General features: G+C 37.7%; 25 protein-coding genes. 8 read left to right on the top strand and 17 right to left on the bottom strand.

The genetic code is table 11. The features are described 5' to 3' along the window. Positions 1-2: 2 nt before the first annotated feature. The 6 genes from ACIQAA_RS06510 to uxaC all read right to left on the bottom strand — a co-directional run bounded on the left by ACIQAA_RS06510 (position 3) and on the right by uxaC (position 7363). A complete protein-coding gene (locus tag ACIQAA_RS06510) occupies positions 3-1007 on the bottom strand; it encodes a Gfo/Idh/MocA family protein (RefSeq protein ID WP_402616578.1) in 1005 nt (334 codons plus the stop codon). Between the two features lie 66 nt (positions 1008-1073). Then, positions 1074-2234 carry a Gfo/Idh/MocA family protein gene (locus ACIQAA_RS06515; protein WP_402616581.1) on the bottom strand — a complete coding sequence of 387 codons (1161 nt, stop codon included), beginning with the start codon at positions 2232-2234 and terminating at the stop codon, positions 1074-1076. A 2-nt stretch (positions 2235-2236) separates the two neighbouring features. Beyond that, positions 2237-3124 (bottom strand): sugar phosphate isomerase/epimerase family protein, encoded by an 888-nt coding sequence (locus ACIQAA_RS06520; RefSeq protein WP_402616584.1) that lies wholly within the window; start codon positions 3122-3124, stop codon positions 2237-2239. 33 nt (positions 3125-3157) lie between these two features. Beyond that, positions 3158-4060, bottom strand: a complete 903-nt coding sequence (locus ACIQAA_RS06525) for an AraC family transcriptional regulator (RefSeq protein ID WP_402616587.1) — start codon at positions 4058-4060, stop codon at positions 3158-3160. Positions 4061-4301: 241 nt separating this feature from the next. Next, positions 4302-5714, bottom strand: coding sequence for an NADP-dependent phosphogluconate dehydrogenase (gndA, locus tag ACIQAA_RS06530; RefSeq protein WP_402616590.1), 1413 nt, complete (start codon positions 5712-5714; stop codon positions 4302-4304). A gap of 245 nt (positions 5715-5959) precedes the next feature. Further along, on the bottom strand, positions 5960-7363 hold the full coding sequence (gene uxaC / locus ACIQAA_RS06535) for a glucuronate isomerase (protein ID WP_402616592.1): 1404 nt from the start codon (positions 7361-7363) through the stop codon (positions 5960-5962). 237 nt (positions 7364-7600) lie between these two features. Between uxaC and ACIQAA_RS06540 the strand changes: the two genes are divergently transcribed. Then, a complete protein-coding gene (locus ACIQAA_RS06540; RefSeq protein WP_402616595.1) occupies positions 7601-8797 on the top strand; it encodes an ROK family transcriptional regulator in 1197 nt (398 codons plus the stop codon). A gap of 190 nt (positions 8798-8987) precedes the next feature. Here ACIQAA_RS06540 and ACIQAA_RS06545 read toward each other — a convergent pair whose 3' ends face one another. Both ACIQAA_RS06545 and ACIQAA_RS06550 read right to left on the bottom strand, forming a co-directional pair. Next, a complete protein-coding gene (locus ACIQAA_RS06545; RefSeq protein WP_402616598.1) occupies positions 8988-10394 on the bottom strand; it encodes an MFS transporter in 1407 nt (468 codons plus the stop codon). Positions 10395-10773: 379 nt separating this feature from the next. After that, the gene (locus tag ACIQAA_RS06550; protein ID WP_402616601.1) at positions 10774-12189 is read right to left on the bottom strand and encodes an MFS transporter; all 1416 of its coding nucleotides are present in this window, start codon (positions 12187-12189) and stop codon (positions 10774-10776) included. 389 nt (positions 12190-12578) lie between these two features. On the opposite strand from ACIQAA_RS06550, the gene ACIQAA_RS06555 reads away from it, so the two are divergent. Further along, positions 12579-13097, top strand: a complete 519-nt coding sequence (locus ACIQAA_RS06555; protein ID WP_402616603.1) for a DinB family protein — start codon at positions 12579-12581, stop codon at positions 13095-13097. Between the two features lie 97 nt (positions 13098-13194). On the opposite strand, the gene ACIQAA_RS06560 is transcribed toward ACIQAA_RS06555, so the two are convergent. Genes ACIQAA_RS06560 through ACIQAA_RS06575 form a run of 4 tightly spaced genes read right to left on the bottom strand, consistent with a single transcriptional unit; the run spans position 13195 to position 15322 of the window. Then, positions 13195-13803: an exonuclease domain-containing protein gene (locus ACIQAA_RS06560; RefSeq protein ID WP_402616605.1), complete on the bottom strand. Its 609-nt coding sequence runs from the start codon at positions 13801-13803 to the stop codon at positions 13195-13197. A 47-nt stretch (positions 13804-13850) separates the two neighbouring features. Further along, the gene (locus tag ACIQAA_RS06565; RefSeq protein WP_402616608.1) at positions 13851-14024 is read right to left on the bottom strand and encodes a hypothetical protein; all 174 of its coding nucleotides are present in this window, start codon (positions 14022-14024) and stop codon (positions 13851-13853) included. A gap of 5 nt (positions 14025-14029) precedes the next feature. After that, entirely contained in the window at positions 14030-14599 is a 570-nt protein-coding gene (locus tag ACIQAA_RS06570) for a TetR/AcrR family transcriptional regulator (protein ID WP_402616611.1), read from the bottom strand. A 15-nt stretch (positions 14600-14614) separates the two neighbouring features. Then, on the bottom strand, positions 14615-15322 hold the full coding sequence (locus tag ACIQAA_RS06575; RefSeq protein ID WP_402616613.1) for an MBL fold metallo-hydrolase: 708 nt from the start codon (positions 15320-15322) through the stop codon (positions 14615-14617). 314 nt (positions 15323-15636) lie between these two features. Here ACIQAA_RS06575 and ACIQAA_RS06580 point away from each other — a divergent pair, with 314 nt between their 5' ends. Then, positions 15637-16149, top strand: coding sequence for a DoxX family membrane protein (locus ACIQAA_RS06580; RefSeq protein WP_402616615.1), 513 nt, complete (start codon positions 15637-15639; stop codon positions 16147-16149). A 42-nt stretch (positions 16150-16191) separates the two neighbouring features. Here ACIQAA_RS06580 and ACIQAA_RS06585 read toward each other — a convergent pair whose 3' ends face one another. Together ACIQAA_RS06585 and ACIQAA_RS06590 are read right to left on the bottom strand one after the other, a co-directional pair. Further along, on the bottom strand, positions 16192-16422 hold the full coding sequence (locus ACIQAA_RS06585; protein ID WP_402616618.1) for a hypothetical protein: 231 nt from the start codon (positions 16420-16422) through the stop codon (positions 16192-16194). Between the two features lie 232 nt (positions 16423-16654). Then, a complete protein-coding gene (locus ACIQAA_RS06590) occupies positions 16655-17101 on the bottom strand; it encodes a hypothetical protein (protein WP_402616621.1) in 447 nt (148 codons plus the stop codon). Between the two features lie 220 nt (positions 17102-17321). Here ACIQAA_RS06590 and ACIQAA_RS06595 point away from each other — a divergent pair, with 220 nt between their 5' ends. Further along, positions 17322-18116, top strand: coding sequence for a nucleotidyltransferase domain-containing protein (locus tag ACIQAA_RS06595; protein WP_402616624.1), 795 nt, complete (start codon positions 17322-17324; stop codon positions 18114-18116). Positions 18117-18241: 125 nt separating this feature from the next. Continuing rightward, positions 18242-19543: an NCS2 family permease gene (locus ACIQAA_RS06600; protein ID WP_402616627.1), complete on the top strand. Its 1302-nt coding sequence runs from the start codon at positions 18242-18244 to the stop codon at positions 19541-19543. Positions 19544-19581: 38 nt separating this feature from the next. Here the strand turns inward: ACIQAA_RS06600 and ACIQAA_RS06605 are convergent, their stop codons facing one another. Beyond that, entirely contained in the window at positions 19582-20229 is a 648-nt protein-coding gene (locus tag ACIQAA_RS06605) for a glycosyltransferase (RefSeq protein ID WP_402616630.1), read from the bottom strand. Between the two features lie 502 nt (positions 20230-20731). Here ACIQAA_RS06605 and ACIQAA_RS06610 point away from each other — a divergent pair. After that, the gene (locus ACIQAA_RS06610; protein ID WP_402616633.1) at positions 20732-21031 is read left to right on the top strand and encodes a YfjL-like protein; all 300 of its coding nucleotides are present in this window, start codon (positions 20732-20734) and stop codon (positions 21029-21031) included. 13 nt (positions 21032-21044) lie between these two features. Beyond that, a complete protein-coding gene (locus ACIQAA_RS06615) occupies positions 21045-21485 on the top strand; it encodes a hypothetical protein (protein WP_402616636.1) in 441 nt (146 codons plus the stop codon). Between the two features lie 48 nt (positions 21486-21533). Here the strand turns inward: ACIQAA_RS06615 and ACIQAA_RS06620 are convergent, their stop codons facing one another. Continuing rightward, positions 21534-22025 carry a GGDEF domain-containing protein gene (locus tag ACIQAA_RS06620; protein ID WP_402616639.1) on the bottom strand — a complete coding sequence of 164 codons (492 nt, stop codon included), beginning with the start codon at positions 22023-22025 and terminating at the stop codon, positions 21534-21536. Positions 22026-22747: 722 nt separating this feature from the next. Here ACIQAA_RS06620 and ACIQAA_RS06625 point away from each other — a divergent pair. After that, entirely contained in the window at positions 22748-23221 is a 474-nt protein-coding gene (locus ACIQAA_RS06625) for a hypothetical protein (protein WP_402616642.1), read from the top strand. A gap of 421 nt (positions 23222-23642) precedes the next feature. On the opposite strand, the gene ACIQAA_RS06630 is transcribed toward ACIQAA_RS06625, so the two are convergent. After that, positions 23643-24320 carry an AlkZ-related protein gene (locus tag ACIQAA_RS06630; RefSeq protein ID WP_402616645.1) on the bottom strand — a complete coding sequence of 226 codons (678 nt, stop codon included), beginning with the start codon at positions 24318-24320 and terminating at the stop codon, positions 23643-23645.

Raw genomic sequence — 24320 nt, forward strand, 5'->3', positions numbered from 1 at the left:
GGTTATCCCTCCATCTTAATACTTTGTTTTTTCTCTGAGGAAAGTCGAATGGCATCAATCATTTGTATCGATACAAGCGCATCCTTTGCATGCACATAATCGTGAGTGCCCTGTAATATACAGCTATAGAATTGATTGATCGTTTTCGCATGGCTGGCACCGTAATAGAATTTTGAGCCTGGCAGCTTAGCGTCCTCTACCAATTCTTCCTTTTTCCCCTCTTCATTTACTCTTGAAAGAATGCTGTCTTTAATGATGCATTTACCTTTTTCAAGATACACTTCGAGCTCTACACTGGAGTTCTCAGCATTCGCATTAGTTGAAAAAAATAATCCTCTTGCACCGTTTTGGAAAAGAATATGTGCTGAAGCAGTGTCTTCCACTTCAATCCCATAATCCAATAATTGGTCCACTGAACCTCTAATGGATTCCATTTTTCCGCCAACAAGCTGCATTAAATCCAGGGTGTGAAGAGATTGATTGATCATGGAACCGCCGCCGGCATACTCCATTTTTCCCCGCCAAGGTTTCACATCATAATAAGCCTTCGGCCGATACCAAGCCACCAATCCTTTTACGCCTGTGACCTTGCCATAATCGCCGCTTTTGACGATGTCCATCAGCATTTCAAACGACTCATTATAACGATTTTGTAAACACACACCGATTTTAACATCCCTGTGTTCTTCCTCTAGTTTTGCAAGTGCCTGTCCCTCATTAGTGTTCAAACCAAGCGGCTTTTCTTGAAAAACATTTACTCCCTTTTCTATACAGGTTTTCGTTACAGGATAGTGTAGATAGTGGGGGAGACAATTATGGACAACATCAAGGTTTTCTTTTTCAAGCATCTCGTGATAATCACTATAAAAGTTTACCCCTGGTACGGTATCTTTTAATGATTCATCAAGATCACATACTGCCACTAACTCAGCATTTGGGTTAGCTTGTATAGCTGGAATATGAATTTTTGAGATATCTCCAAGCCCTATTATTGCTACTTTTAGCATCAGCTTATCCCCTTTTTTGAAACGAACTCAAAGCTGTTTAGCGATGAGTTCGTTTAATGTCATTGATTACTTTCTAACTGGATATTTACCTTCTTCGGTAATCCGTTTATTTAATTCTTCTAGGAATAAATCTTCATCAAATGGTACTTCTATTTCCTTGCCTAACCAGCTTGACAAGTGCATGGCATTTGCAAGTCTAACACCATTAATCCCATCGCTTCCTGGAGCTAATAATGGTGTACCTTCAACAATCGCAGAAGCAAAGTCTTCTAATACTGCAATGTGCTGTTCGCCCCAAACATTGCCAAAATCAAGGACTTCCTCAGTGAAAATATCACCAGTACCGCCGCCCATAAACAGCTTCATGACATCTGACATATCCATGGTAGAGCTCATTTCATTTTCGGATTTATTCAGGCGTTTGATGGTTACTTTACTACTGTTATCGACGACAATTTTTCCTTTGTCGCCTAATATTTCTAAACGGTCTGTCCCCACAACATCGTGTGTACGAGTTACAAATACACCAGTAGCACCATTTCCATAATCAAATACTGCAGTCACATCATCTTCAACCACAATATCTCTTTGAGAGCCATAGTTTACTTTTGCATAAACCTTTTTCGGCATACCACAAATCCATTGAAGCAAGTCAATTTGGTGTGGCGCTTGGTTTACAAGGACACCGCCGCCTTCTCCGCCCCAAGTTGCTCTCCATTCACTTTGATTGTAGTATCCCTGAGGTCTCCACCAGGTAGTGATAATCCAGTTGGTACTGCGGATGCTGCCAATCTCACCATTATCGATAATTTCTTTTACCTTTTTATAAAGTGGATTTGTACGCTGGTTAAAGAAGATTGCAAATTTAAGTTCAGGCTTTGTTGCTGCAAAGTCATTTAGCTCTTTAACTTGTTTTGTATAAACACCAGCTGGTTTTTCCACTAATGCATGGATATTTCTTTTTAGTGATTCGATTCCCATTTCAGGATGGAGATAATGCGGAACAGTTGTAACAACTGCATCAACTTCACCACTTTCAAGCATATCGATATAATTTTCGTAGAAAGGAATACCAGGATACTTCTCTTCTGCTACTTGTTTTTTAGCAGGATCATTATCACAGATCGCACCAATCACCATGTTTTTAACTTTGCCTTCAGAAATGAAATTAGCGTACATACCACCTTCTGCACCTAATCCGATAATCCCTAATCTTACATCAGCCATAATTAAATTCCCTCGCTTTCAATTTTGTTAAGAATTTCTAATAATGCTTCATATTGAAGCTTGTAGCCGCCGGCACCATCCAGCCCTTTGTTGTCCTTAATGATCTCGGTCGCATCCTCAAGCTCTAAATCCTTTAGAGAATCAAAGAGAACGAGATGTGGCTCAAGAGTTAAAAATCCTTTGTAGCCGCTCTTAATAAACTGGGCTAAAATTTCCGGAATTTTACCTTCGCCAGTTCCACAGACAACGTTTTGGCTATCCGATGTTACAGCATCTTTTATGTGTATATAAACAATCTCATCCTTTAAGAGATCGTAACACTCCTGCGTGTCTTCACCGCACTGAACGAAATTCGCAAAGTCGAAAATCCCTTTAAAGTACGGAGAACCAACTTCTGTTAAAATCTCGTGGCAGCGTCTTGCGATATCACCAAAGATATCCTTTTCATTTTCATGCAGTAAAATCACATTGTATTTTTCCGCAATCACTGCAAAATCCTTTAGCTTGCTAACAACTTCACTGCGATATTGGTCTGCATCCTCACCCTTAGGAATATAGAAGCTGAAGATTCGCATATATTTGCAATCGAGCAAGTTGCTAATTTGGCATAATGTGTCCAACATAAGCTTCTGTTTAGCAAAGCCCTCTTCATCATTGATAAAGACTTTACCAATTGGTGAGCCGATAGAAGAAACTCCAATCCCAGCTTTTTGCAGTCTTGGAAGAACTGTTTCTTTGATTTCATCGACAGTAAAATCACCAATATTCTTCCCATCAATGCCACGTAACGAAATATATTTCATCCCTAAATTTGAGACAACTTCAAGCTGGGTATCAAAATTAGATGAGATTTCATCTGAAAATCCCGAAATCAATAAATCTTGATTCATTTATTATTTTCCTCCTTATTCCTAGGAATATGGCTACCTGCGTTTCGTTTTACGATACTGTGAAGGGGTGGTGCCTACCTTCTCTTTAAAAAAGCGGCTGAAATGCGCAACGCTCTCAAAGCCTGTGGAGCGGGCCACATCCGTTAGTGATTGATCAGGCTCCATTTCCAGCAAATACTTCACCTGGTTCAGCCGGCAGGCCATTACATATTCCATCACCGTAAAGCCGGTAACTTCCTTAAAAATATGTGAAGCATAATACTTACTTAAACTTAACTCTTCTGCAATTCTGTCTAAACTGACTTTTTCAGCATAATGATCATTAATCCAAGAGGCAATGGACTCGGCATGAAGTTCCTTTTCTGACCTTTTACTCGTCACTTGAGACAATTCTTTTTGACTCATTTTATAAATTCCCATCAATAATTGAATTAACTCAAGTTTTACTTCAGCTTCTAGCAACTCATTTTTCTTACCTGTCCGCTGCATTTCTTCCTCAATATGAGTAAGCGAGCTGGCTATTTCCTTTATACGGCTGTCAACAAATTGTCCAAATTCATCGTAACCTGTACGGAGCAAGCAATTATTGAGTTTTTTAAACGGGTCTAACAGATTAGGGATCCCAAGTCCAATTAATGATTCCTGCAGCCAAATAGGTGAAAAATGAAGCATACTTCTTGTATACGTACTGTCTGTTCCAGGATTTGCTTTATGCAAAGTCATACCATCTAACAGGATGATATCACCTGGCTGCAACTCGTAAATCCGATTGTTTATTAAATACTTACAATCACCCGAGTGAAAAAAATAAATCTCATATTCTTGATGTGAGTGAAAATTAAAGTTGTGAAAGTCAACACCTTGAATTCGGTAGAAACCGTATATCCACTCGTCCATTATTCTTTTTCTCAATGAAGAGCTTGTTAACTTTTCCACTGCTTTCACACCCTTAGAAGTAAGCGTTAACATATAAGTTTGTTAACTGAACATATTTATATTATATTGCAGATAGAAACAAAAAACATTCTCTAAAACTGCTCAATAATATTTATTATTTGACTGATATTGCTTTTTTACTATGGTTTTCAGACAAACAAAAAAGGAGACAATTACAGCGTTTAGGGCTAGTTTTTGTCTCCTTTTGCAGTTAGTTCATTAATAACTTTTTATGAAGCGATTATTCCATCCAATTTGTGTGGAATACTCCTTCTTTATCAATACGTTGATACGTATGCGCCCCAAAATAGTCGCGTTGCGCTTGAAGCAGGTTCGCTGGAAGTGTTTCAGTACGATAGCTGTCATAGTAAGCAATTGCGCTTGCAAATGATGGTACTGGGATTCCACGTTCAATTGCTACAGCAAGAACCTGACGTAATGGCTGCTGATAGTTCTCAACAATTTCCTTAAAGTAAGGATCTAATAATAGGTTTCTTAATTCTGGATCACGGTCATAAGCGTCTTTAATTTTTTGTAAGAATTGCGCACGAATGATACAACCGCCACGGAAAATCATCGCGATATCGCCGTAACGAAGATTCCAATCATATTCTTCAGACGCAGCACGCATTTGTGCAAAACCTTGTGCATAAGAAACGATTTTGCTCATATACAATGCTTTACGTACTGCTTCAATTAATTCTTCTTTATTGCCTTCAAACGCCTTTACTTCAGGTCCATTAAGAACCTTGCTTGCCTTAATACGCTCATCCTTCATTGCAGAAATAAAGCGGGCAAATACGGATTCCGTGATGATTGGAAGCGGAACGCCCAAATCAAGTGCGTTTTGGCTTGTCCATTTACCAGTACCCTTTTGGCCAGCAGTATCGAGGATCAAGTCAACCATCGGCTTACCAGTTTCTTCGTCCACTTTTGTAAAGATATCTGCAGTGATTTCTATTAAATAGCTGTCTAATTCGCCTTTGTTCCATTCAGCAAAGACTTCGTGAAGTTCCTTCGCATCTAAACCAAGGACATTTTTCAAAATAAAATAAGCTTCACAGATTAACTGCATATCTCCATATTCGATTCCGTTATGAACCATTTTCACATAGTGACCTGCACCGTTTGGACCAATATATGTACAGCAAGGGTCGCCTTCTACTTTTGCGGAGATGGCTTCAAGTATTGGTCTTACAAGATTATAAGCTTCTTCCTTACCGCCAGGCATGATAGAAGGACCTTTTAACGCGCCTTCCTCTCCACCTGAAACTCCCGTTCCAATGAAATGGAATCCTGCTGTTTCTAATTCCTTATTACGACGGATTGTATCCTGGAAGAATGTATTCCCACCATCAATTAGGATATCGCCTTCTTCAAGAAATGGCTTTAAAGAGTCGATTGTTGCATCCGTTGCAGTACCTGCTTTAACCATTAATAAAATTTTGCGAGGTTTTTCTAAAGAATTAACAAATTCTTCAACTGTACGTGCACCAACAAAGTTCTTTCCTTCAGCTTCGTTCTTTAGAAATTCTTCTGTTTTGTCATAAGAACGGTTGAAAACAGCAACAGAGTAACCGCGGCTTTCAATATTTAAAGCAAGATTCTTACCCATAACTGCCAACCCTACGACACCAATTTGTTGTTTAGACATTGTTATCCCTCTTTCTCCTTGATCTTGTTAGAAAATTTTTTACTTTATTCCTTAGTTGAAGTCTGGAGTTGCCGTCCGGCACTTCCTATACTCATACCATCCATAATAACGATTAACAATTAGAACATCAATTATTTCGGCTAATTTGTCATGCTAAGTTTGCTCAAATAAATAGAATTAACACTTTATTCTATGTATTAAAGGGGTAACCCCTTTTAAAGGCGCCCCTTAATCCAACTCAATCCTTAGCGTTGTAAAAAGTATTTTTCTGCGTTATTGTAGCCAATATTTCTAACCATTTGCTCAAGGTATTCCAAATCATTAGGCGCTAGTCCTCTTTCTACCCAATCACCTAATAGGTTGCAAAGAATACGGCGGAAGTATTCATGACGTGCATAGGAAAGGAAGCTGCGTGAATCTGTCAGCATACCAATAAAATGGCTCAACAGTCCTACGTTAGCAAGATCTTTCATTTGTCTTTCCATTCCATCGATATGGTCATTAAACCACCAGCCAGAACCAAATTGGATTTTACCAGGAACGCCTTCTTCATAAAAGTTCCCCATCATACCAGCAAGGACAGGATTATCTTTAGAATTCAGGTTGAATAATACCGTTCTTGGTAAAGCATTTTGTTGTTCAAGAGTATCAAGGAATCTAGATACACCCTCAGCAAAATTAGATTCACCTACTGAATCAAAGCCTGTGTCTGGACCAATAAGCTCTTTCATTTTTGTATTGTTATTTCTTAATGCACCCATATGAAGCTGCATGACCCACTGTTTTCCAGCATACATTTTTCCAAGCTCTGTTAATAGGAACCAACGGTAAGCAATCAGTTCTTCGTTAGAAAGCTGTTCACCATTCAACCCTTTTTTGAAAATAACTTCAATCTCTTCCTTTGTTGTTTCTACATATTCCATTTTTTGAATATCATGGTCAGATGCACGGCCGCCATTTTCGTGAAAGTAATCAACACGTTGCTGAAGGGCATTCAAGAAACCTTCTAGTGAATCTACTTTAATCCCAGAAACCTCTTCTAATTTTTCAATCCAGCTGACAAATGTAGGACGCTCGATGAACAAAGCTCCATCTGGACGGAATGTTGGTGCAATAATAGGAGCAAAGGTTTCATCATTCTTTAATAAACGATGGTATTCCAAAGTTGAATTAGGATCATCCGTTGTCCCAATAAACTTAACATTTGATTTAGCAATAAAAGCTCTCGCGGTGTAATCTGGTGATTTTAGCTTTTCATTACATTCATCATAAATTTCACGTGCAGTTGAAGGGCTTAGTAATTTCTCAATCCCAAAGTACATTTTCAACTCCATGTGAGTCCAATGATAAAGCGGGTTACCAATTAAGTTTGGCACCGTTTCTGCCCAAGCAGCGAATTTCTCCCAATCTGAACCATCACCAGTAATGTATTTCTCGCCAATACCGTTCATACGCATGGTACGCCATTTATAATGGTCTCCGCCCAGCCATAATTGAGTAATGCTTTCATATGACTTATTTTCCCAAACCTCTTGTGGATCTAAGTGGCAGTGGAAGTCAAAAATCGGTAACCCCTGTGCTGCATTTTCATATAATTTTATGGATGTTTCTGTATCTAACAAGAAGTCTTTGTCTAAAAAAGTTTTCATTCGACACCCTCCAATTACTACTATTTTCTGTAAACCCTTACAAATTTATTAGATAATTTCATGAAAGTTTTCCTTAATTTGTTTAGTAAACAAATTAATTACATTACTAACTTATCATGTTTAATTTGTTAAGTCAATTGACAGTTTATATTTTTTTGCTATTCGACAGAGACCTACATCAGATAACCTGTTATACTATTGTTATAGTAGAAAAGTCGCTCGAAATGGAGGATACAAATGATTACCGGTGACGCGTCATATATAAAAAAAATTAATCGCTCGATTATTCTTCGAGAGATTGTCAAAGAAGGTTTAATTTCTAGGGCAGATTTATCAAAAGTAACAGCTCTTACACGTGCGACCATCTCAGCACAGGTAGCCGACTTATTAGACGAAGGTCTCATAATAGAAACACAGCTTGAGCATTATACTGTTGGAAGAAAACCTATTATGCTTTCCATTAACAGTGAGGCAGGTTACGCTCTTGGCATTGACCTTGATTATGACCATATTTCTTTTACGGTTTCTGATCTTTCGGGAACTCCGATCAACTCCAAAAGGATAGAAACAAATACGACAGACTACAAAGAGATACTAAATCTTTTAGTTGAGCATATAAAAGTGTATAAATCTGAATACGCTTACAGTCAATATGGAATTATCGGAATTGTTATTGCCATTCATGGTCTAGTTGGAAAAGATGAAACAATACACTATGTACCACGCTTACGCTGGAATAACATTACCCTTAAGAATGATATTGAAAGACAAATCGATATCAACGTTTATATAGAAAACAATGCGAACCTAAGTGCTTTTGCCGAGCGGGTTTATGTGCATCATGAAACAGATAACTTATTATCTGCTACTCTTTATTCCGGTATAGGTCTCGGAATGATGATGAACAACGAGTTTTTCCGCGGGCATGACGGATTTGCTGGTGAGATTGGCCACATGATTGTTGTACCAAACGGTATTCAATGCAATTGCGGAAATAAGGGTTGCTGGGAAAGATATGCCTCTGAAAATGCAATTTTCAGGCATTTATCAGATACTAGGAAAATGAAGTCTGTGTCATATGAAGATATCCAAAAATGGCTTGATGAAGATGACGAAGAAGTCTATCAGTTAATGGAACAATTTATTTTTTACCTCTCAATTGGTTTAAATAATATGATCAATATGTACAATCCTGACGTGCTTGTGCTTGATAGCGAGCTCCTGCGTATGTATCCGAATGCTCTCGATAAAATAAGAGGAAATTTGAATTCTTCTATTAGTCATTACCGTGCACTACAGATTTCTTCAATAGGAAGAAACTCCGCTGTTCTTGGAGCTTGCGCTCTTGCCATTAAACATTTTTTAGAAGTTCCGATGTTGAACTTAAAATATGATTTTCAGCCAAATAATAAAAATGCAAGCGTTAACATATAGCGTTCAGCTCATTACTTTGCAAATGATCCCCTTTCACTTTACGAAAGGGGATCTTCTTTATATTATTTCTTTCTGTTGTTTAAGCCAACGAGACTCTTCTCTGCCCGCGACTAGCATTCAAAACAAAAATGTTCAAAAAAAGATAAGATTGTTAAGGAACAGTCATAACAATCTTACCTCTTATGAAATATTAAGCTTTTCTTCTTGCAGCTAAATCCATTGCAAGTTGTGTAGTACGCTTTTTGTTTAATGGATATAAGAATACAATCATTAGGAACACGACACCAAGTGTAAGTGCAGGTACTAAAGTTGCAAGTGTATGAATTCCTTGTAATGTTTCAGCCGATTGTACCTCGGCACCCGCATTGTAACCAACGGCTGCAATCGCTGCACCGCCGGCACCACCAGCAACCGCTTGTCCGATTTTACGTGCCATTGAATAGATTGAATAAACGGTACCGTCTTCTCTGAGGCCTGTTAAATACTCGTGATAATCTATTACGTCTGTAACAAACGCCCACACTACAAGGTTAAACACACCATAACCAAACATAGCAACTGTTAATACACCAATAAATTGTGTTGCTGTTAAATTCGGAAGGAAATATAGAACTCCGTATACAAGCGCGGCGACTAATAATCCGCCGGAAGCCACTTCTTTTTTACCAAATTTCTTAACCAATGGTTGAATAAATGGCATGGCGATAAATACAGCAACTGCTTGAAGAAGACCTACTATACTTAATGCTTTAGCATTCGTGAAATAATCCTTAAATAGATAAACGTTAACCGTACCAATTAACATAAAGACAACCATGAATGCCAATGCAGCCGCAAGGAACACCATTAATGGTTTGTTTTTCGTAAGCCCCTTCATGGTTTGACCAAAATTGACTTTTTCTTTATTTGATTCATCCATAACGATACGTTCAACAGATAATTTATAACAAGCAAGGTAACAAGCAAGTGCTAGTCCACCGAAAATTAATGCTGCGAGAATGAAGCGATTCGCATCCGGTTTATTATTAACGAATAAAATAATTGGGCCAACTACGTTAATAATTAAACCTGCCATTTGACCACCTAACGTTCTCCAGCTTGATAAGGAAGTACGTTCTACCGGATCACCAGTAATCACTGAAGCCATGGAGCCATAAGGAATATTAACAGTCGAATATAATGTTCCCCACACAATATATGTGACATATGCATAAGCTAGGTAAAACCCTTCAGACATGCCAGGTATCTTTACGAACATCAAAATACCCATGATTACAAGTGGAAATGACATTCTTAAAATCCATGGTCTAAATTTTCCTTGAGCAGTTGCCTTTCTCGTATCAATGAAACGCCCCCATGTTACGTCGGCAAAAGCATCCCAAAGACGGGCGACCGTGAATAATAGTCCGACATGAGCAGGATTAATATGAAAAATATCCGTATAAAATACCATCAAGAATGAGGCGGCTAGGATAAAGAAGAAATCGTTTCCAAAGTCTCCAAACAAGTAACCTAATTTATCTTTAAAACCAAATGGACGTACTGTTTTCCCACCAGATTGTGGGGATTCTACTTTCTTTTGCAATGCTTGAGCCATTTCTATACCCTCCCAATAAAGTATTCTAAAAAATCTTTTCTAAAATGATGATATTGCTTTGAAACTATTTTGTGTAACCCCATACTAAATTACACACAACAAAAGACTGACTTCTCGAGAGTGTTTTCTGTTTTAATTAATTTGTTTAATAAACCAACAAATTAATTACACACTTAGAATATACCCATTTTTGATATTCGTCAATAATATTGTAAGCGGTTGTAGTGGTAAGTTTGTTTGAAAACAATGGTAGGCCGTCAGCGACTTCTATTTTTCACCCAATAACCATTAATCCCCTTTAAGCAATATGCAAAAAGGGGTTACTAAAATAGAAAAAGGCAGCAAACAGTTGTTGCTACCTTTTTCTTCAAAATATAATTTAGTTTTTATATGATTTTCTTTTTTCAACTAAATCAAGTGCAAGTTGTTCTGTGCGTTTTTTGTTTAATGGATAAAGGAATACAATCATTAAGAATATAACAAACAGTATCACCGCTGGTACTAATGTAGCAAGTGTATGAATTCCTTGCAGCGTTTCAGCTGATTGAGCTTCGGCACCCGCATGGTAACCCACCGCTGCAATCGCTGCACCACCAACACCACCAGCAACTGCTTGTCCAATTTTACGAGCCATTGAGTAGATAGAGTAAACGGTTCCATCCTCACGCAGTCCAGTTAAATATTCGTGGTAATCAATGATGTCTGTAACGAAAGCCCAAATAACTAGGTTGAAAATTCCATATCCAAACATACCAACTGTTAATACTGCGATAAATTGTGTTGATGTTAAGTTAGGTAAGAAATATAAAACCGCATATACAATTGCTGCAAGTAAGAGACCAGCTGAAGCCACTTCTTTTTTACCAAATTTTGAAACTAACGGTTTTACCATTGGCATCCCAACAAATACCGCCACTGATTGAAGAAGACCAACCATACTTAATGCTTTAGCGTTTCCAAAGAAATCTTTAAATAAATATACGTTTACAGTTCCAATTAACATAAAGCAAACCAAGAACAATAAAGAAAGAGTAAGGAACACAATGAGTGGTCTGTTTTTACCAAGACCTTTTACCGTTTTGCCAAAGTTCGCTTTTGGTTTATTTGTTTCATCGATTACAATACGTTCAACAGATAATTTATAGCATGCCATATAACAAGCGATTGCAAGAACACCGAAAATGATAGCGCCTAAAAGGAATCGATTTGCATCTGCTTTATTGTCAACAAACAAAATCATTGGTCCTACAACATTAATGATTAACCCAGCTAAGTTCCCCCCTAATGTTCTCCAGCTAGATAATGCCGTACGTTCAACAGGATCACCTGTGATGACAGAAGCCATAGAGCCATAAGGAATATTAACAGTCGAATATAATGTTCCCCAAATAATATAGGTTACATATGCATACGCAAGGTAAAATCCATCAGACATTCCTGGAATATGAACAAACATTAATATACCAGTAATGACAAGTGGAAATGACATTCTAAAGATCCAAGGTCTGAACTTTCCATTCTTTCCTGCTTTCCTCGTATCGATGAAGCGACCCCATGTAATGTCGGCAACTGCATCCCATAAACGTGCAATCAGGAATAGTCCCCCGACGGCAGCTGGATTAAGACCATATACATCGGTGTAATAAACCATAAGGAAAGCTGCAACTAGAATAAAGAAGAAATCGTTTCCAAAATCACCGAATAAGTAACCCAACTTATCTTTCATACCGAATGGACGTACTGCTTTCCCACCATTTTGTGGGGTTTCAACTTTCTGTTGAATTGCTCTAGCCATCATTAACCCTCCTATTAACCGTTTTAAAATAATAATGTAAACCCTTTAAATAATTGCTAAGACATTTGAAGCTTTTTTTATGAATCCCTTTACAAAAATACTCAATGCATATTTTATTAACTTCTCGAGAGTGTATAAATACCCCGATTAATTTGTTTAATGAACTAACAAACTAACTGTATACATAGAATATCACCCTCGACAAAATTCGTCAATAATATTTTGTAAGCGTAAAACAAATTTTTTTCTTCATTTTGTGAGTCTTCCATCTTTAAACAATTGAGCTTCTGAGTTTATCGATTCAAACAGTTTTAATATTGTGATAGGATAAATTTAGTAATGAAGATATTTCCAAAGAAAAATAAGAATTGAGAGGAGTGGAACATTCAATGCTTCAACGTCCAATAGAAAACGAATATCCAGAATATTATCAGCCTTATATTAAACTGGTTCCCAATGGTGAGATTGTAAAGATTTTGCAGGAAAATCTTTTAGCGGTGGCTAAGCTTTTTAAAGGGCTTTCCGAAGAGGAGACTAACCTTCGTTATGCTCCGGGAAAATGGAGTGTAAAAGAAGTGCTTGGACATATAATCGATACGGAAAGAATTATGACCTATCGCCTGCTTCGTGTAAGCCGCGGGGATCAAACTCCTCTAGCCGGCTTTAATGAAACAGATTATGTTGAAGCAGCCCAAACCGATAACCTATCGATGGAGGCAATCCTTGAAGACTTCCAAGCAACAAGAAATGCAGCCATCACCCTAATTAAAAACACCCCTGCAGAAGCATGGGCAAACAAAGGCAATGCAAACGGAATGGAAATCACCACAAGAGCGATCGCCTACATCATCGCTGGACACGAAATGCATCACCGTAAAATCGTTGAAGAGAGATATCTAAAACAGTAATGGTGTAAGTGCCTTGGTGCCTGTCACCACCCGTGGACACTGTCCACCTCAGGCGGACATTAAAAGACATACAGTCGGGTGACTGTATGTCTTTGGTTTATCCCATTTTAGTTCGGGTTGCCGCTGGCTGATATTTTCGCATCGGGCCATTTTCTAGGACTTCTTGAAGATAGAGAGTTCCACTAGGACTTGTTTTTCTGAGCAGGTCCATGAGGTATGTAATATCGTCAAGCGCTCTATGTGTTTGATGATTTGTAATTTGGTAAGCCTGCAATAGTGTCAGCAGTTTACCATTTGGAAAGCCATAGTTTTTCCATTTCACACCGCGCATGGTGCAATACCATTTTAAATCATTCACTTCTGGGTACATATGATAGAGAAAACTTCGGTCAAAGGAAGCATTGTGCGCAAAAACGGAATCTGCACGATGGAAATAAGATTTAATCTTTACATCGGTGAAACTCTTCCCTGCTACTAATTCATAGGGAATCCCATGGATTTGATACGCCCGGTCATAGTTTCGTCTGGCAGAACTAGATAAGGGTTCTCTTAAAAAAGAATCTTCCTCAATTATTTCTTGAATCTCTCCCGTATCTGTTCTATAAGAAAACAATTTCAGTGCAAGTTCTATTACTTCGTCGGTAGTCGGCCCTAATCCTGTTGTTTCCACGTCCAACACTAAACCTAACTTCTCAAATTTACGCATAAATTTCAGTCCTTTAATCAAGATATTACTACTATTATAACATCTTATTAAAAAAAGAAGACTTGCCATTTGGCAAGTCTCTTACGTTTAGGAAAAATCGTATTATTTTCTTTTGTTTTCAAGGCTTTGGTAATTTTTAGTTTAATTTTACCTCGCGATATCTGCGATAATTCAAATATATCCACGATAATCTCAATATTCGGCGATACTGTTTTTCCCATAAAAACTAACTCTCTTGAATGCCTTGTATAAAGGCATTGATGATAATCTCCAAACTCTCATCCAAATTTAACCTCATTTTAAATCCGCCACTCTTTTCTAATGAGGAAAAGCCGTGTAAAATGCTTCGAAGCCCTCGTACTGCATGTAAGGCAGTGTCCCCTTCTAATCTATACGCCTGTAAAACACGCACAGTGAGGTCAACGATTTTAGAACCGGCATGCTGAATGTCCGCATCTTCCATATCCGGTGCCATCAAGGTTGCCTCATAGAGCCCAGGATGCTTCCGTGTAAAATTAATATAGGCTTTACTTATAGTCAGTACGGCTTCGTCTCCAGACACTCCGATGGCAGCTTGAGCTAATATTGCATGCAGCCGGTCTATCCCATAAATCGCCATTTTCTTTCTTAACCCGCCCAGCCCATCAAAATGGTTATATAAAGACGGAGGACGGATTCCTAATTTCTTCGCTAGATTTGCCAGCGTAACTTCCTGCATTCCATATTGGTCCGCTAACTCCGTTGCTGCTTCCAGAATCTCTGTTATTTCAAGTCCAACCTTTGGTCTTGGTGACATCCATCTCTAACTCCTTTAGTTCAATTTCTGCTCAAAACGTTTAATCGCCTTTTCCATTTCCCCTGCCGGATTCTCCAGCATTTCACCATGTCCGACAGCAAGAAGCTTAGGCTGGTAACTCACTAACTTCATTACACTAGCTAATGAAGTTTCCTTACTCCATGTACCAAGGGCTGGAAACGGAAACCATGGCTTCATGTCTCCTGCTGCTGCTAGCCCGCCTCTAGTTTGGTAGGCGTCTCCTGCAATCAGGGCTTTCGTGCGAGTATCAATGAACGACATCGACCCCGGTGTATGCCCCGGAGTTTCAATTGCTGCCAATGATCCGATTAGGTCTCCTTCTTTTAATAGTACATTTGCTCTGGTCTTCAGCTTCTTTGGGACGCCGCCCTTAATTGGAGTCTGGTGCTCATGCGCATCAAGCGAAGTGTCACCATTCAATATTCTGTTATCCCTCACCGAAATATAAACCGGTACATCTGGAAGGTCTTCCTTTATCCTATCAAGTGCACCCACATGATCCTCATGTGCATGAGTCAAAATTATTTTTGTAATTGGTTTCCCAATCATTTCTGCAGCCTTAATTATTCCCTTCTTACTATATGGAAGAGCTGCGTCAATCAAGGTTAATCCAGCCTCTTCCTCAACCAAATAACAATTAACCGGAAAGACACTTGCCATAAATGTAACCTGATATAAAAAACCGTTATTGAGCAACCTCACATTCCCCAACCCCTTTAACTAATATCATTAGTTTTATCTTAACTAATGATATTAGTTTTATCAAGAGCTTTTTGTAAAAAAAACTCCTTCCCTTTTCATTCGTATACCGCTTAAGTGAAGGTCCGAAAAAGGCGATTTCCGAATTGAAGAGCAGCATTATTCAATTTTGCAATAAAGCATTGTTTACAATTTGTTCAAATCTTTTTTACAGATATGTGAAATAATGAGCATTTTACCCTCAATTCAAGATTTATTTGTTATATTAGCAGTGTAATAAATATCTAAAACATATTTAACAAGGAGATGGCTTTAAAATGTTTATGAACTTTTTAAGAGAAAGTAAAATCGCGGCTGGAATATTAACAGTCTTACGTTTATATCTAGGGTATTCTTGGTTTACTGCAGGTTTAGGCAAGTTAACAGGCGGCGGGTTCGATGCTTCTGGTTTCTTAAAAGGAGCAGTTGCTAATCCAGTAAAAGGCCCAGATGGCAACATGGTTTACGGCTGGTACGTTAACTTCCTAGAAAGCTTTGCTTTACCAAACATTGATGTGTTTAACTTCATTGTTCCTTGGGGTGAAACATTAATCGGTTTAGGACTTATGCTTGGATGTTTAACAACAGCTGCTATTGTTTTTGGACTAGTAATGAACTTCTCTTTCTTCTTAGCAGGAACAGTATCTCATAACCCAACAGACATTTTCTTAGGATTCATCATCTTAACTGCTGGTTACAACGCAGGCCGCATTGGTCTTGACCGCTGGGTGGTTCCATTCATCCGCAAAACTGTTTTCAAAGGCAAAGAAACAGCAAAACAACTTGCGTAACAAAAAGTGCCTCAATCACATGTTGATTGAGGCACTTTATTATTAATAAATATTATCTTCTTCACCGCTTTCAAAACCTACACGATCCTGATACCAATTAGTAATTTGCGTAAGGATAGCAAATACTAAAAAGAAATTCATCGCCCATACATTAATAAATGGTGCCAAGCCGCCAAATTCAATTCCATGATACCCTTTAATTTTCATCACGATCAACGATTCTATAAAAATTAAAACAAAACCCAAGACACCAGCAACCGCCATTCTAATCATCCCGTTCCCTCCCTATCTACAATTTATGTTTAACAGATTTCCATTATATTAATAAAATAAATTTGACAATTTTGTGAATTTTATATCCCTATTATATGGCAAATTTCATAAGGACAACAACAAAAATCATTTGTGTTTTAGGAAGAAATTTTTTAACAGATTGAAAGATGAAGAAAGAGGCTTATAGTTATTGTTTTGAGGTAAAACGGAAGGATTTCATAATCATAGCTGATTACTTTTTTATCCAACGATATAATGATGTGCAGAACGTTACTATAGAAGCATAAATGAGGAACGTGTGAAAATTAACAAAGATCGTATTTGTGTATTGATTTAACCACGGAAAGCTGTAAATCTTTGATTCTTCATTCGCAGGCGGTCCGCCTAATTTCCGAATTAACTCGGAAACGTATGCAAATTCTAACACACTTGCAGCTAGCAGGACGATAAAGGAACCAACCATAATATCTCGCAAAGTGGAAGCTTTAAATGACGCTTCCTTAAGTTTTAAAAACAACTCATATCCAAAAAGAGCAAATGTCAACACGACGAATGGAAAAATAAGAATGACAGGATTACCATTATCTGAAAAGGACTCAGGACTAAATGTAAATTCCCTAACCATAACAATCGCAATGATACAAAGCAGGAAATAGATAATTATTTGCCTTGATAACATCACATCTCCCCCTATTAAAATAACTAAAAAAGGAATAATGCCTTATTGTTTATATATTCAAGAATAAGGACGTTATTCCCAGGTTATCAATAGACAAGTCAGAAGAAAGGATACAACGTGTCAAGATGACATACTATACTGTATTATAATAGGTTTTATATTAACTATGGAAATGATATGGAAAGCAGCAACTTAACAAAAGGTAAATGAGGTTTTATAATTGTTAGAACATATCTTAAAGGTACTCAAACAAATTGAAAAAGAGTATGATGTAAAAATCCTATATGCCTGTGAATCAGGCAGCAGAGCCTGGGGCTTTCCCTCCATTGATAGCGATTATGATGTCCGATTTATTTATGTTCATAAAAAGGAATGGTACCTCTCTATCGATCAAAAGCGCGATGTGCTGGAAGTCCCGAAGCATGATAAGCTTTCCATCCAAGTAGACAAACTGCTGGACTTGAATGGCTGGGAACTAGCCAAAGCATTGCGGTTATTTCGCAAATCGAATCCGCCGCTGCTGGAATGGCTGCATTCAAATATCATTTACTACCAGGGGTCCTCTGCAATCAATAAAATGAAAGAGTTAGAAAGCCAAATTTTTTCTCCTACATCTGGTATTTACCATTATTTAAAAATGGCAAAAGGTAATTACAGAGATTATTTAAATCGGGAGGAAGTTAAAATAAAAAGATATTTCAACATATTCCGCCCGCTGTTAGCAGCGAGATGGATTGAAATGCACCATGCATTTCCCCCAATTAAATTTACTCAACTGGTCGAGGATAACCTTCCAACCAGGGAGATTAAACTAGTACTCGACGATATTATCATGCTAAAAAAAGCGGGTGAAGTTCTTGATCCAAATCCTAGAACTGAGCTCATCAATCACTTCGTTGAAGCCGAGATTGACCATTTAGAGAAATATGCAAGGGAAGTATCAGTAAATAAATCCGACCCAACCGAACTCTTAAATCAATTGTTTCGAGAAACACTTGAGGAAGTTTGGGGTTAACATATAAAACTGCCACTATTAAAGATTGTGGCAGTTTTTATTTTTCAAGGAAAGCTTGAAAAACACACTAAAAACGAATATTATATAAAGGTTGTCAAAAAACGTTCGTGTTTTGGAGGAGCCTTATGTTTAAACTAAAAGAAAACCAAACAAATACAAAAACAGAACTGCTTGCGGGAATTACAACCTTCTTTACAATGGTCTATATTGTGGTTGTTAACCCAGTCATTCTTGCGGACGCGGGTGTTCCGTTTGAACAAGTCTTTACCGCAACTATTATCTCTGCAGTTGTTGGGACACTTTGGATGGCACTGTTTGCAAATTATCCAATCGCGATTGCACCAGGTATGGGGCTTAACGCATATTTCGCCTATTCCGTCGTTGGCGGCGGGCAAAATATTAACTACGAGACAGCCTTTGCTGCTGTTTTTATTGCTGGTATTATTTTTGTTATCTTATCTTTAACACCTTTTAGAGAAAAATTAATCGACGCGATTCCAGATAATCTCAAACATGGGATTACAGCAGGTATAGGTTTATTCATCGCTTTTATTGGGTTAAGACTTACACACATTATTACAGCTCATCCTACCAATCTTGTTGGATTAGGTGATCTCCAATCTCCTTCAGCCCTGCTTGCAATCGTCGGATTAGCGATTACACTCATTCTGATGGTGCTGCGAATCAATGGAGCTTTATTTTTTGGAATGATTATTACAGGATTTATTGCCTTTTTTACGAACCAGCTTTCTTTTGATCAAGGCTTTGTTTCGTTACCCTCTCTCCCTGAGGGTTTAATTGCAGGCAATCCGCTGACAGCTATAAGTGATGTCATTGAGCACAGTCTATATGCAGTGGTTTTTTCATTCATTCTAGTAACAATCTTTGACACGACCGGAACAATGATCGGTGTTGCAAACCAGGCTGGATTGATGAAAAATGGAAGATTACCACGTGCACGTCAAGCATTGCTCTCCGACTCTGTTGCTACATCCATCGGAGCCATGTTTGGTACAAGCCCAACAACTGCTTATATTGAATCCACTTCAGGGGTTGCGGCTGGCGGACGGACAGGATTAACTTCCCTAACCGTTGCTGTTTTGTTTATTCTATCGGCATTTTTTGGACCTCTTGTCAGTGCTGTTTCAGGAATTTCTGCGATTACAGCACCTGCCCTTATCATTGTCGGAAGTATGATGATGGGAAGCATTGCAAAAATTAAATGGAATGAATTAGATGAAGCTTTTCCAGCATTCCTTGTGATACTAAGCATGCCTTTAACATCCAGCATTGCCACCGGTATTGCACTTGGTTTCATCAGCTACCCGCTTCTGAAGATAGCGAAAGGAAAATGGCGTGAAGTTCATCCACTGCTATATGTTTTCGCTGTATTGTTCTTTTATCAACTTGCATTTTTACCGCATTAAAAAATGGAGTCCCAACCACTAAGTTGGGCTCCATTTTTTTAAAACTTATCTGGGAACTGCTTGATAATCCCATCTGTAATAGCGTCTGACATATGCAGCAGATGAGCTAAATTTTTATCAAAGGCAGCAATATCAGCATTGTAATCCTTATTAATTCTTGCCGCTACACTTTGTGTGACCAGTTTTAAATGCATGTAAAACATTTCTTTTATTTCATTTTTGTTAAAATGAGGGTTTGCAGATATTAGAAAATCGGTAATTTCATCTGCGTTTTTAAACCATTGATCATTGTACTTTTTGAAATCTGGCTGATTACCACTTTTGGCGGCGGCCAGCACTTTACCAGCAATTTGTATATGCTCTCTTAACAGCAGTGCAAGCTTGTTACCCACTTCCTCACCATAAAAGGGTTTAATCGCATTTCCAATATCATCTTGATTTTTCAATAATCTAGCTAGTACAACTTCTTGGTCCTCATGCCCTGCTATTGCACTTACTACATACCTTTCAGTCCAAAAAGCATGCTCCGTCCATAGTACCCTCATATCAGCCATCAGCTGGGCAGCTTTTGGACTTAGCTCTTGCGTTTGCCTCTCTGATTGCTTGCTGCCTTCCGCATTTGTGAATGCTGGGCAGATTAATACTAATGAGAGAAACAAAATCATGATTTTTGATAAACGTTTCATTCGATTCATCTCCTAATAATAAATTAAACTAGTCAATTTATTATTAGATATTTTATCCATTTTCACTCACACAGAAAAAATTTGATTTTTGCATCTTCATAAATTCCACATAACTTCTCTATAACTTCTACAAATGTTTATTCTATTATAAAGATAACTTATTTGAGACTTAGGTTTTAGGAACCTTATTCTTAAAAACTTCCCATAATTTGATTGGTACCCGGGTACCAATCTTTTTTTTGCCTAATATGTCATCTTCACAAATTCCACATAACTTCTTTATAACTTCTACAAATGTTTTTCCTATTATAAAGGTAACTTAATTGAGTCTTAAGGTTTAAGGAACCTAATTCTTAAAACTTCCCATAATTTAGCTTGGTACCCGTGTACCAGGCTCTTTTTTTTTTGCCCATTTTAAAAAACTAGCGGTACCAAATAGTGTAATTTTACACTATAATGAAAATACAATAATAGTAAGTTTCGCTAAGGGGTGTGTGTATTTATGAAGGGAAAAGCAATGTTATTGTCCATTCTTATTTTTGTGCTGATCTCGTCCGGATTTGTTTACTTCTTTTTCAAAGGCAGCCCTGTCACAAAGGAAAAAGGCAGGGAAATCGTAACCAGCTACCTTGAGGAAAATTACCCTGAAGAATCTTTTAAGATTACAAACATTGCCTATTATCCTGGTGAAGGCACGTATATCGTTCACGTCATTTCGAAGGATGGAAACATAGAAGGCGATATTGATGTTAGAAATGGAAAGATTATAACAGAAGGCGGGGAATTTCCATTTCGGGAATGAGAGGTGATACTTTTTGAATCTCCCTAAAGGAATCACGGGTTTTCGCTCAATAAAAGCTAAAGAACTCCCGTTAATGGATTCCATTCCATTTAAACAACTGAGCCACACATTTGTACGAGAGTTGGGTGGAGAGATTAAAGGATTCAGTAAACCTTTCTCTCATAGAAACCACTTCAGCGTCGAATATATGCTCCGTGGAGAATCATATTTTGTTTTTCTCAATTGCCATCATCCATTTGTGGCCTTTGCCTTAAGAGGGGAGGAATTTACCTTTCTTGATATTCCAGTAATGACAGCAAAATACAAACAGTACTATACTGTCTTAACAAAGGAGTATTTGGATACACCTTTATCGTTGGAACATCTATCGTCATTATCAAAAGCGGAATTAGAGCAAGTTTCATATTGGAAACCCATGACTGTTGGAGAAGTTATTTTTAATAATTGGGATTAAGAATCGGTTCATATATGTACAAAAAGGGTCAGTGCCTGGCACTGACCTTTACTTAATATAACTAACTTGATTCCTTCCACAATTCTTACATCGATATAAACCTTTATCTGCACGATTCAATAAAGAATCAATATTGTCTCCTGGTTTAGAATGGGTAACCCCAAAACTTGCTGTAAGGTTTCCCGCCCCTTTGAAATGATGGTTAGCCACTACTTTCCTAATATCCTCCGCAAGCTTAACAGTTTCTTCCCCTGCCATACTAGAGATGATAATGAACTCTTCCCCACCCCAGCGTCCAAAAAGCTCTCGACTAGTAAGGTGTTGCTGGATAAGTTGTGCTAACTCTACGAGGACCTCATCACCAACTTTATGCCCAAAGCTATCATTCACTGATTTAAAATGGTCAATATCAAAGAAAATGATGGAAAAGCCTTCTCTCTTGTCCTCAAAAGCTTTGAGTTTCTTTTCAAGCCATTCATCAATCCTTAGACGATTGGCAATTCTCGTTAATGAATCGTAGTAGGCATGCTTTTTAAACATTTCAAGATCTCATAAGTCTTAAACACATGCTGCGCATAGTAGAGAACGATAATGTAAACCAGGTTAGCAAAGTAATACTGACCCAGCGAATCAATCGATTCTGAGGAAAGAACGTGTAAATACATAATTCCAATAACAAAGGTTGTAAGAAATATGACTATGGAGTAGTATAACCCTCGTTTCGTACCAAGGGTTAAGAAAAAGAACAAGGTGATAATCGGCATCCAGATGATAAAATCTCCAAGAGACCCCTGCATCTACAACCATAAAGTTACGGACAGCATCAAAAAAAGTCGTAACTTGATAATAGCTGACTAATGCCAAATTGGAGTATTCAGTGAATTGTATAAAAAGTCTTTTGTATAAGAAAAACCAACTAATAATAAACCAAATTGAGAGAATGTTATTAATGGTAAAATCGAATGTGTTTAGGCCATCTACATTTTGTAGAAGCGTATTAGAGATGAGAGAAATAACAATACAAGGTACAACCCATAAATAAATGCGTATCTTAAGCTCATTAAGTTATTCAAATCTCTTTAACATTAGATGATTTCATCTCCCAACTACACATCTATCCACTATTATATCAAACATATTATTAGGAAAACTATAATGTAATAATTGTTAAATATTTAAGTTTAACCATATGCTGAAATCCTCCCCCCTTTGCATATCCCATACACGGATGGGCACATTAAAAAATAAAAAAGGGAAATTTCATGATAGGACTTTTGATTGCAATTGTCACCTTTAATTATTTGGGTTTTAAAACAAATAAATTACTAAGCGGGAACCAAATTTTACATATTTGGTTATTTACCATTGCCCTTCAAGTGCTTTTCGACCTTTTTATTGAATTTAAGTATCATGCTTACTGGTACTTTGACAAGGAATTAGACTGGCGGGGAGTATTCCCTCATGTGTTCCTCATTCCGCCAGTAAATATGTTTTTTCTAAATTGGTTCCCTTATAAAAAGGGATGGATGAAACAAGTAATTTATTTAACTAGTTTTATAATGGCCATTTTAAGCTACGAACTCATTACTCTGCTGCCTGAGCCATGGGGATACTTTCACTATGGCTGGTGGAAACTATGGCATGCGTCTATCTTGGACCCTATCCTGTTACTTATCTTATTAGGTTTCTATAAGTGGATTTGTAAATTAGAAAAAAAAGCGTGTTCCAAGTATTGATTGGTCTAGCATCTGTTCTGATGACCACATGTGAAACTGGTTTTTAGCTTCATGGAATTATACATGATATTTGCTTGTCTGCCCTTTTTGGTTTGGGGATTTCTTTTGGAATGAAGGCATTCCATAAACTTTTTATCACAGTAACAAGAAGAGCTTCCACGCTTAAGACAAAGATCATGTTTGTAGCAGCAGGAATCTACATCATTGATAGGTGCTCCTGGACCGCTGCAGCCAGGTCCACACCATCTATAACCAGGAAAAATACAGAGCGAAAACGTTTTTCTTCTACAATTCATATTTTTCATCTCCTTTTTAATATAATATGAAGTTGCAGGGCAGCGGGGACATGCTAGTATCACGGCTGTCTGAAAAAATGCCCTTTTACTGGATACGCAAAAAAAGGAAATCATAGTGATTTCCTCTATAATCCAAATATTTTATTAATAGATTTCATTGCCTCAGGACTGCAAATGGCAGCAAAATGATCTTTTAACATCATTTTAGCATCTTCCACTTTGATCGTATTTTCCTTAACGCTATGATTCTGTGCCCAATATTCCATTGTCTCAAAAGAAGTACTGCTCCAGCCGTTTTTCTCTCCAGCTTCGTTTGTCTTTGCCTTCGTTCCAGAAACTACAATATCCATGGAACCCTGTAAGTCAAGCAAAGCATGATCAAATGGCTTCTTCTTATCTTTATCCTTCATTCCTGCCTCGACTCTCAGAACTCTTGTGTCTATGCCTTCATTCTCGCTAATAAGTGTATACAGCTCGACGGCTTCTTTTGACATAAGCCCATCCTGATAACGATCCTTTACGGATACAGAAGTCCCCAAAATTTTGCAAATCAATGGTAACAATTCAGTAGATATGAGAACGGATTTCTTTTTAACAAACTTTCCATAAGCGGCTGCTCCATCTCCAGGAAATTTAGCACGCCACATCCATGGATCCAGCTCGGAACCAGTATACCAATGCTCTTTCAACGTTATACTGTCGAGCGAAGGATAATCAGGGATGAGCTTTGCCAAAGGCAGAAATCCAATTTCTTTTATTACATCTATCGCTTCTTCATATGTATGAACCTTGTAATCCTTCAT

It is taken from the genome of Neobacillus sp. NPDC093182, assembly GCF_044754045.1.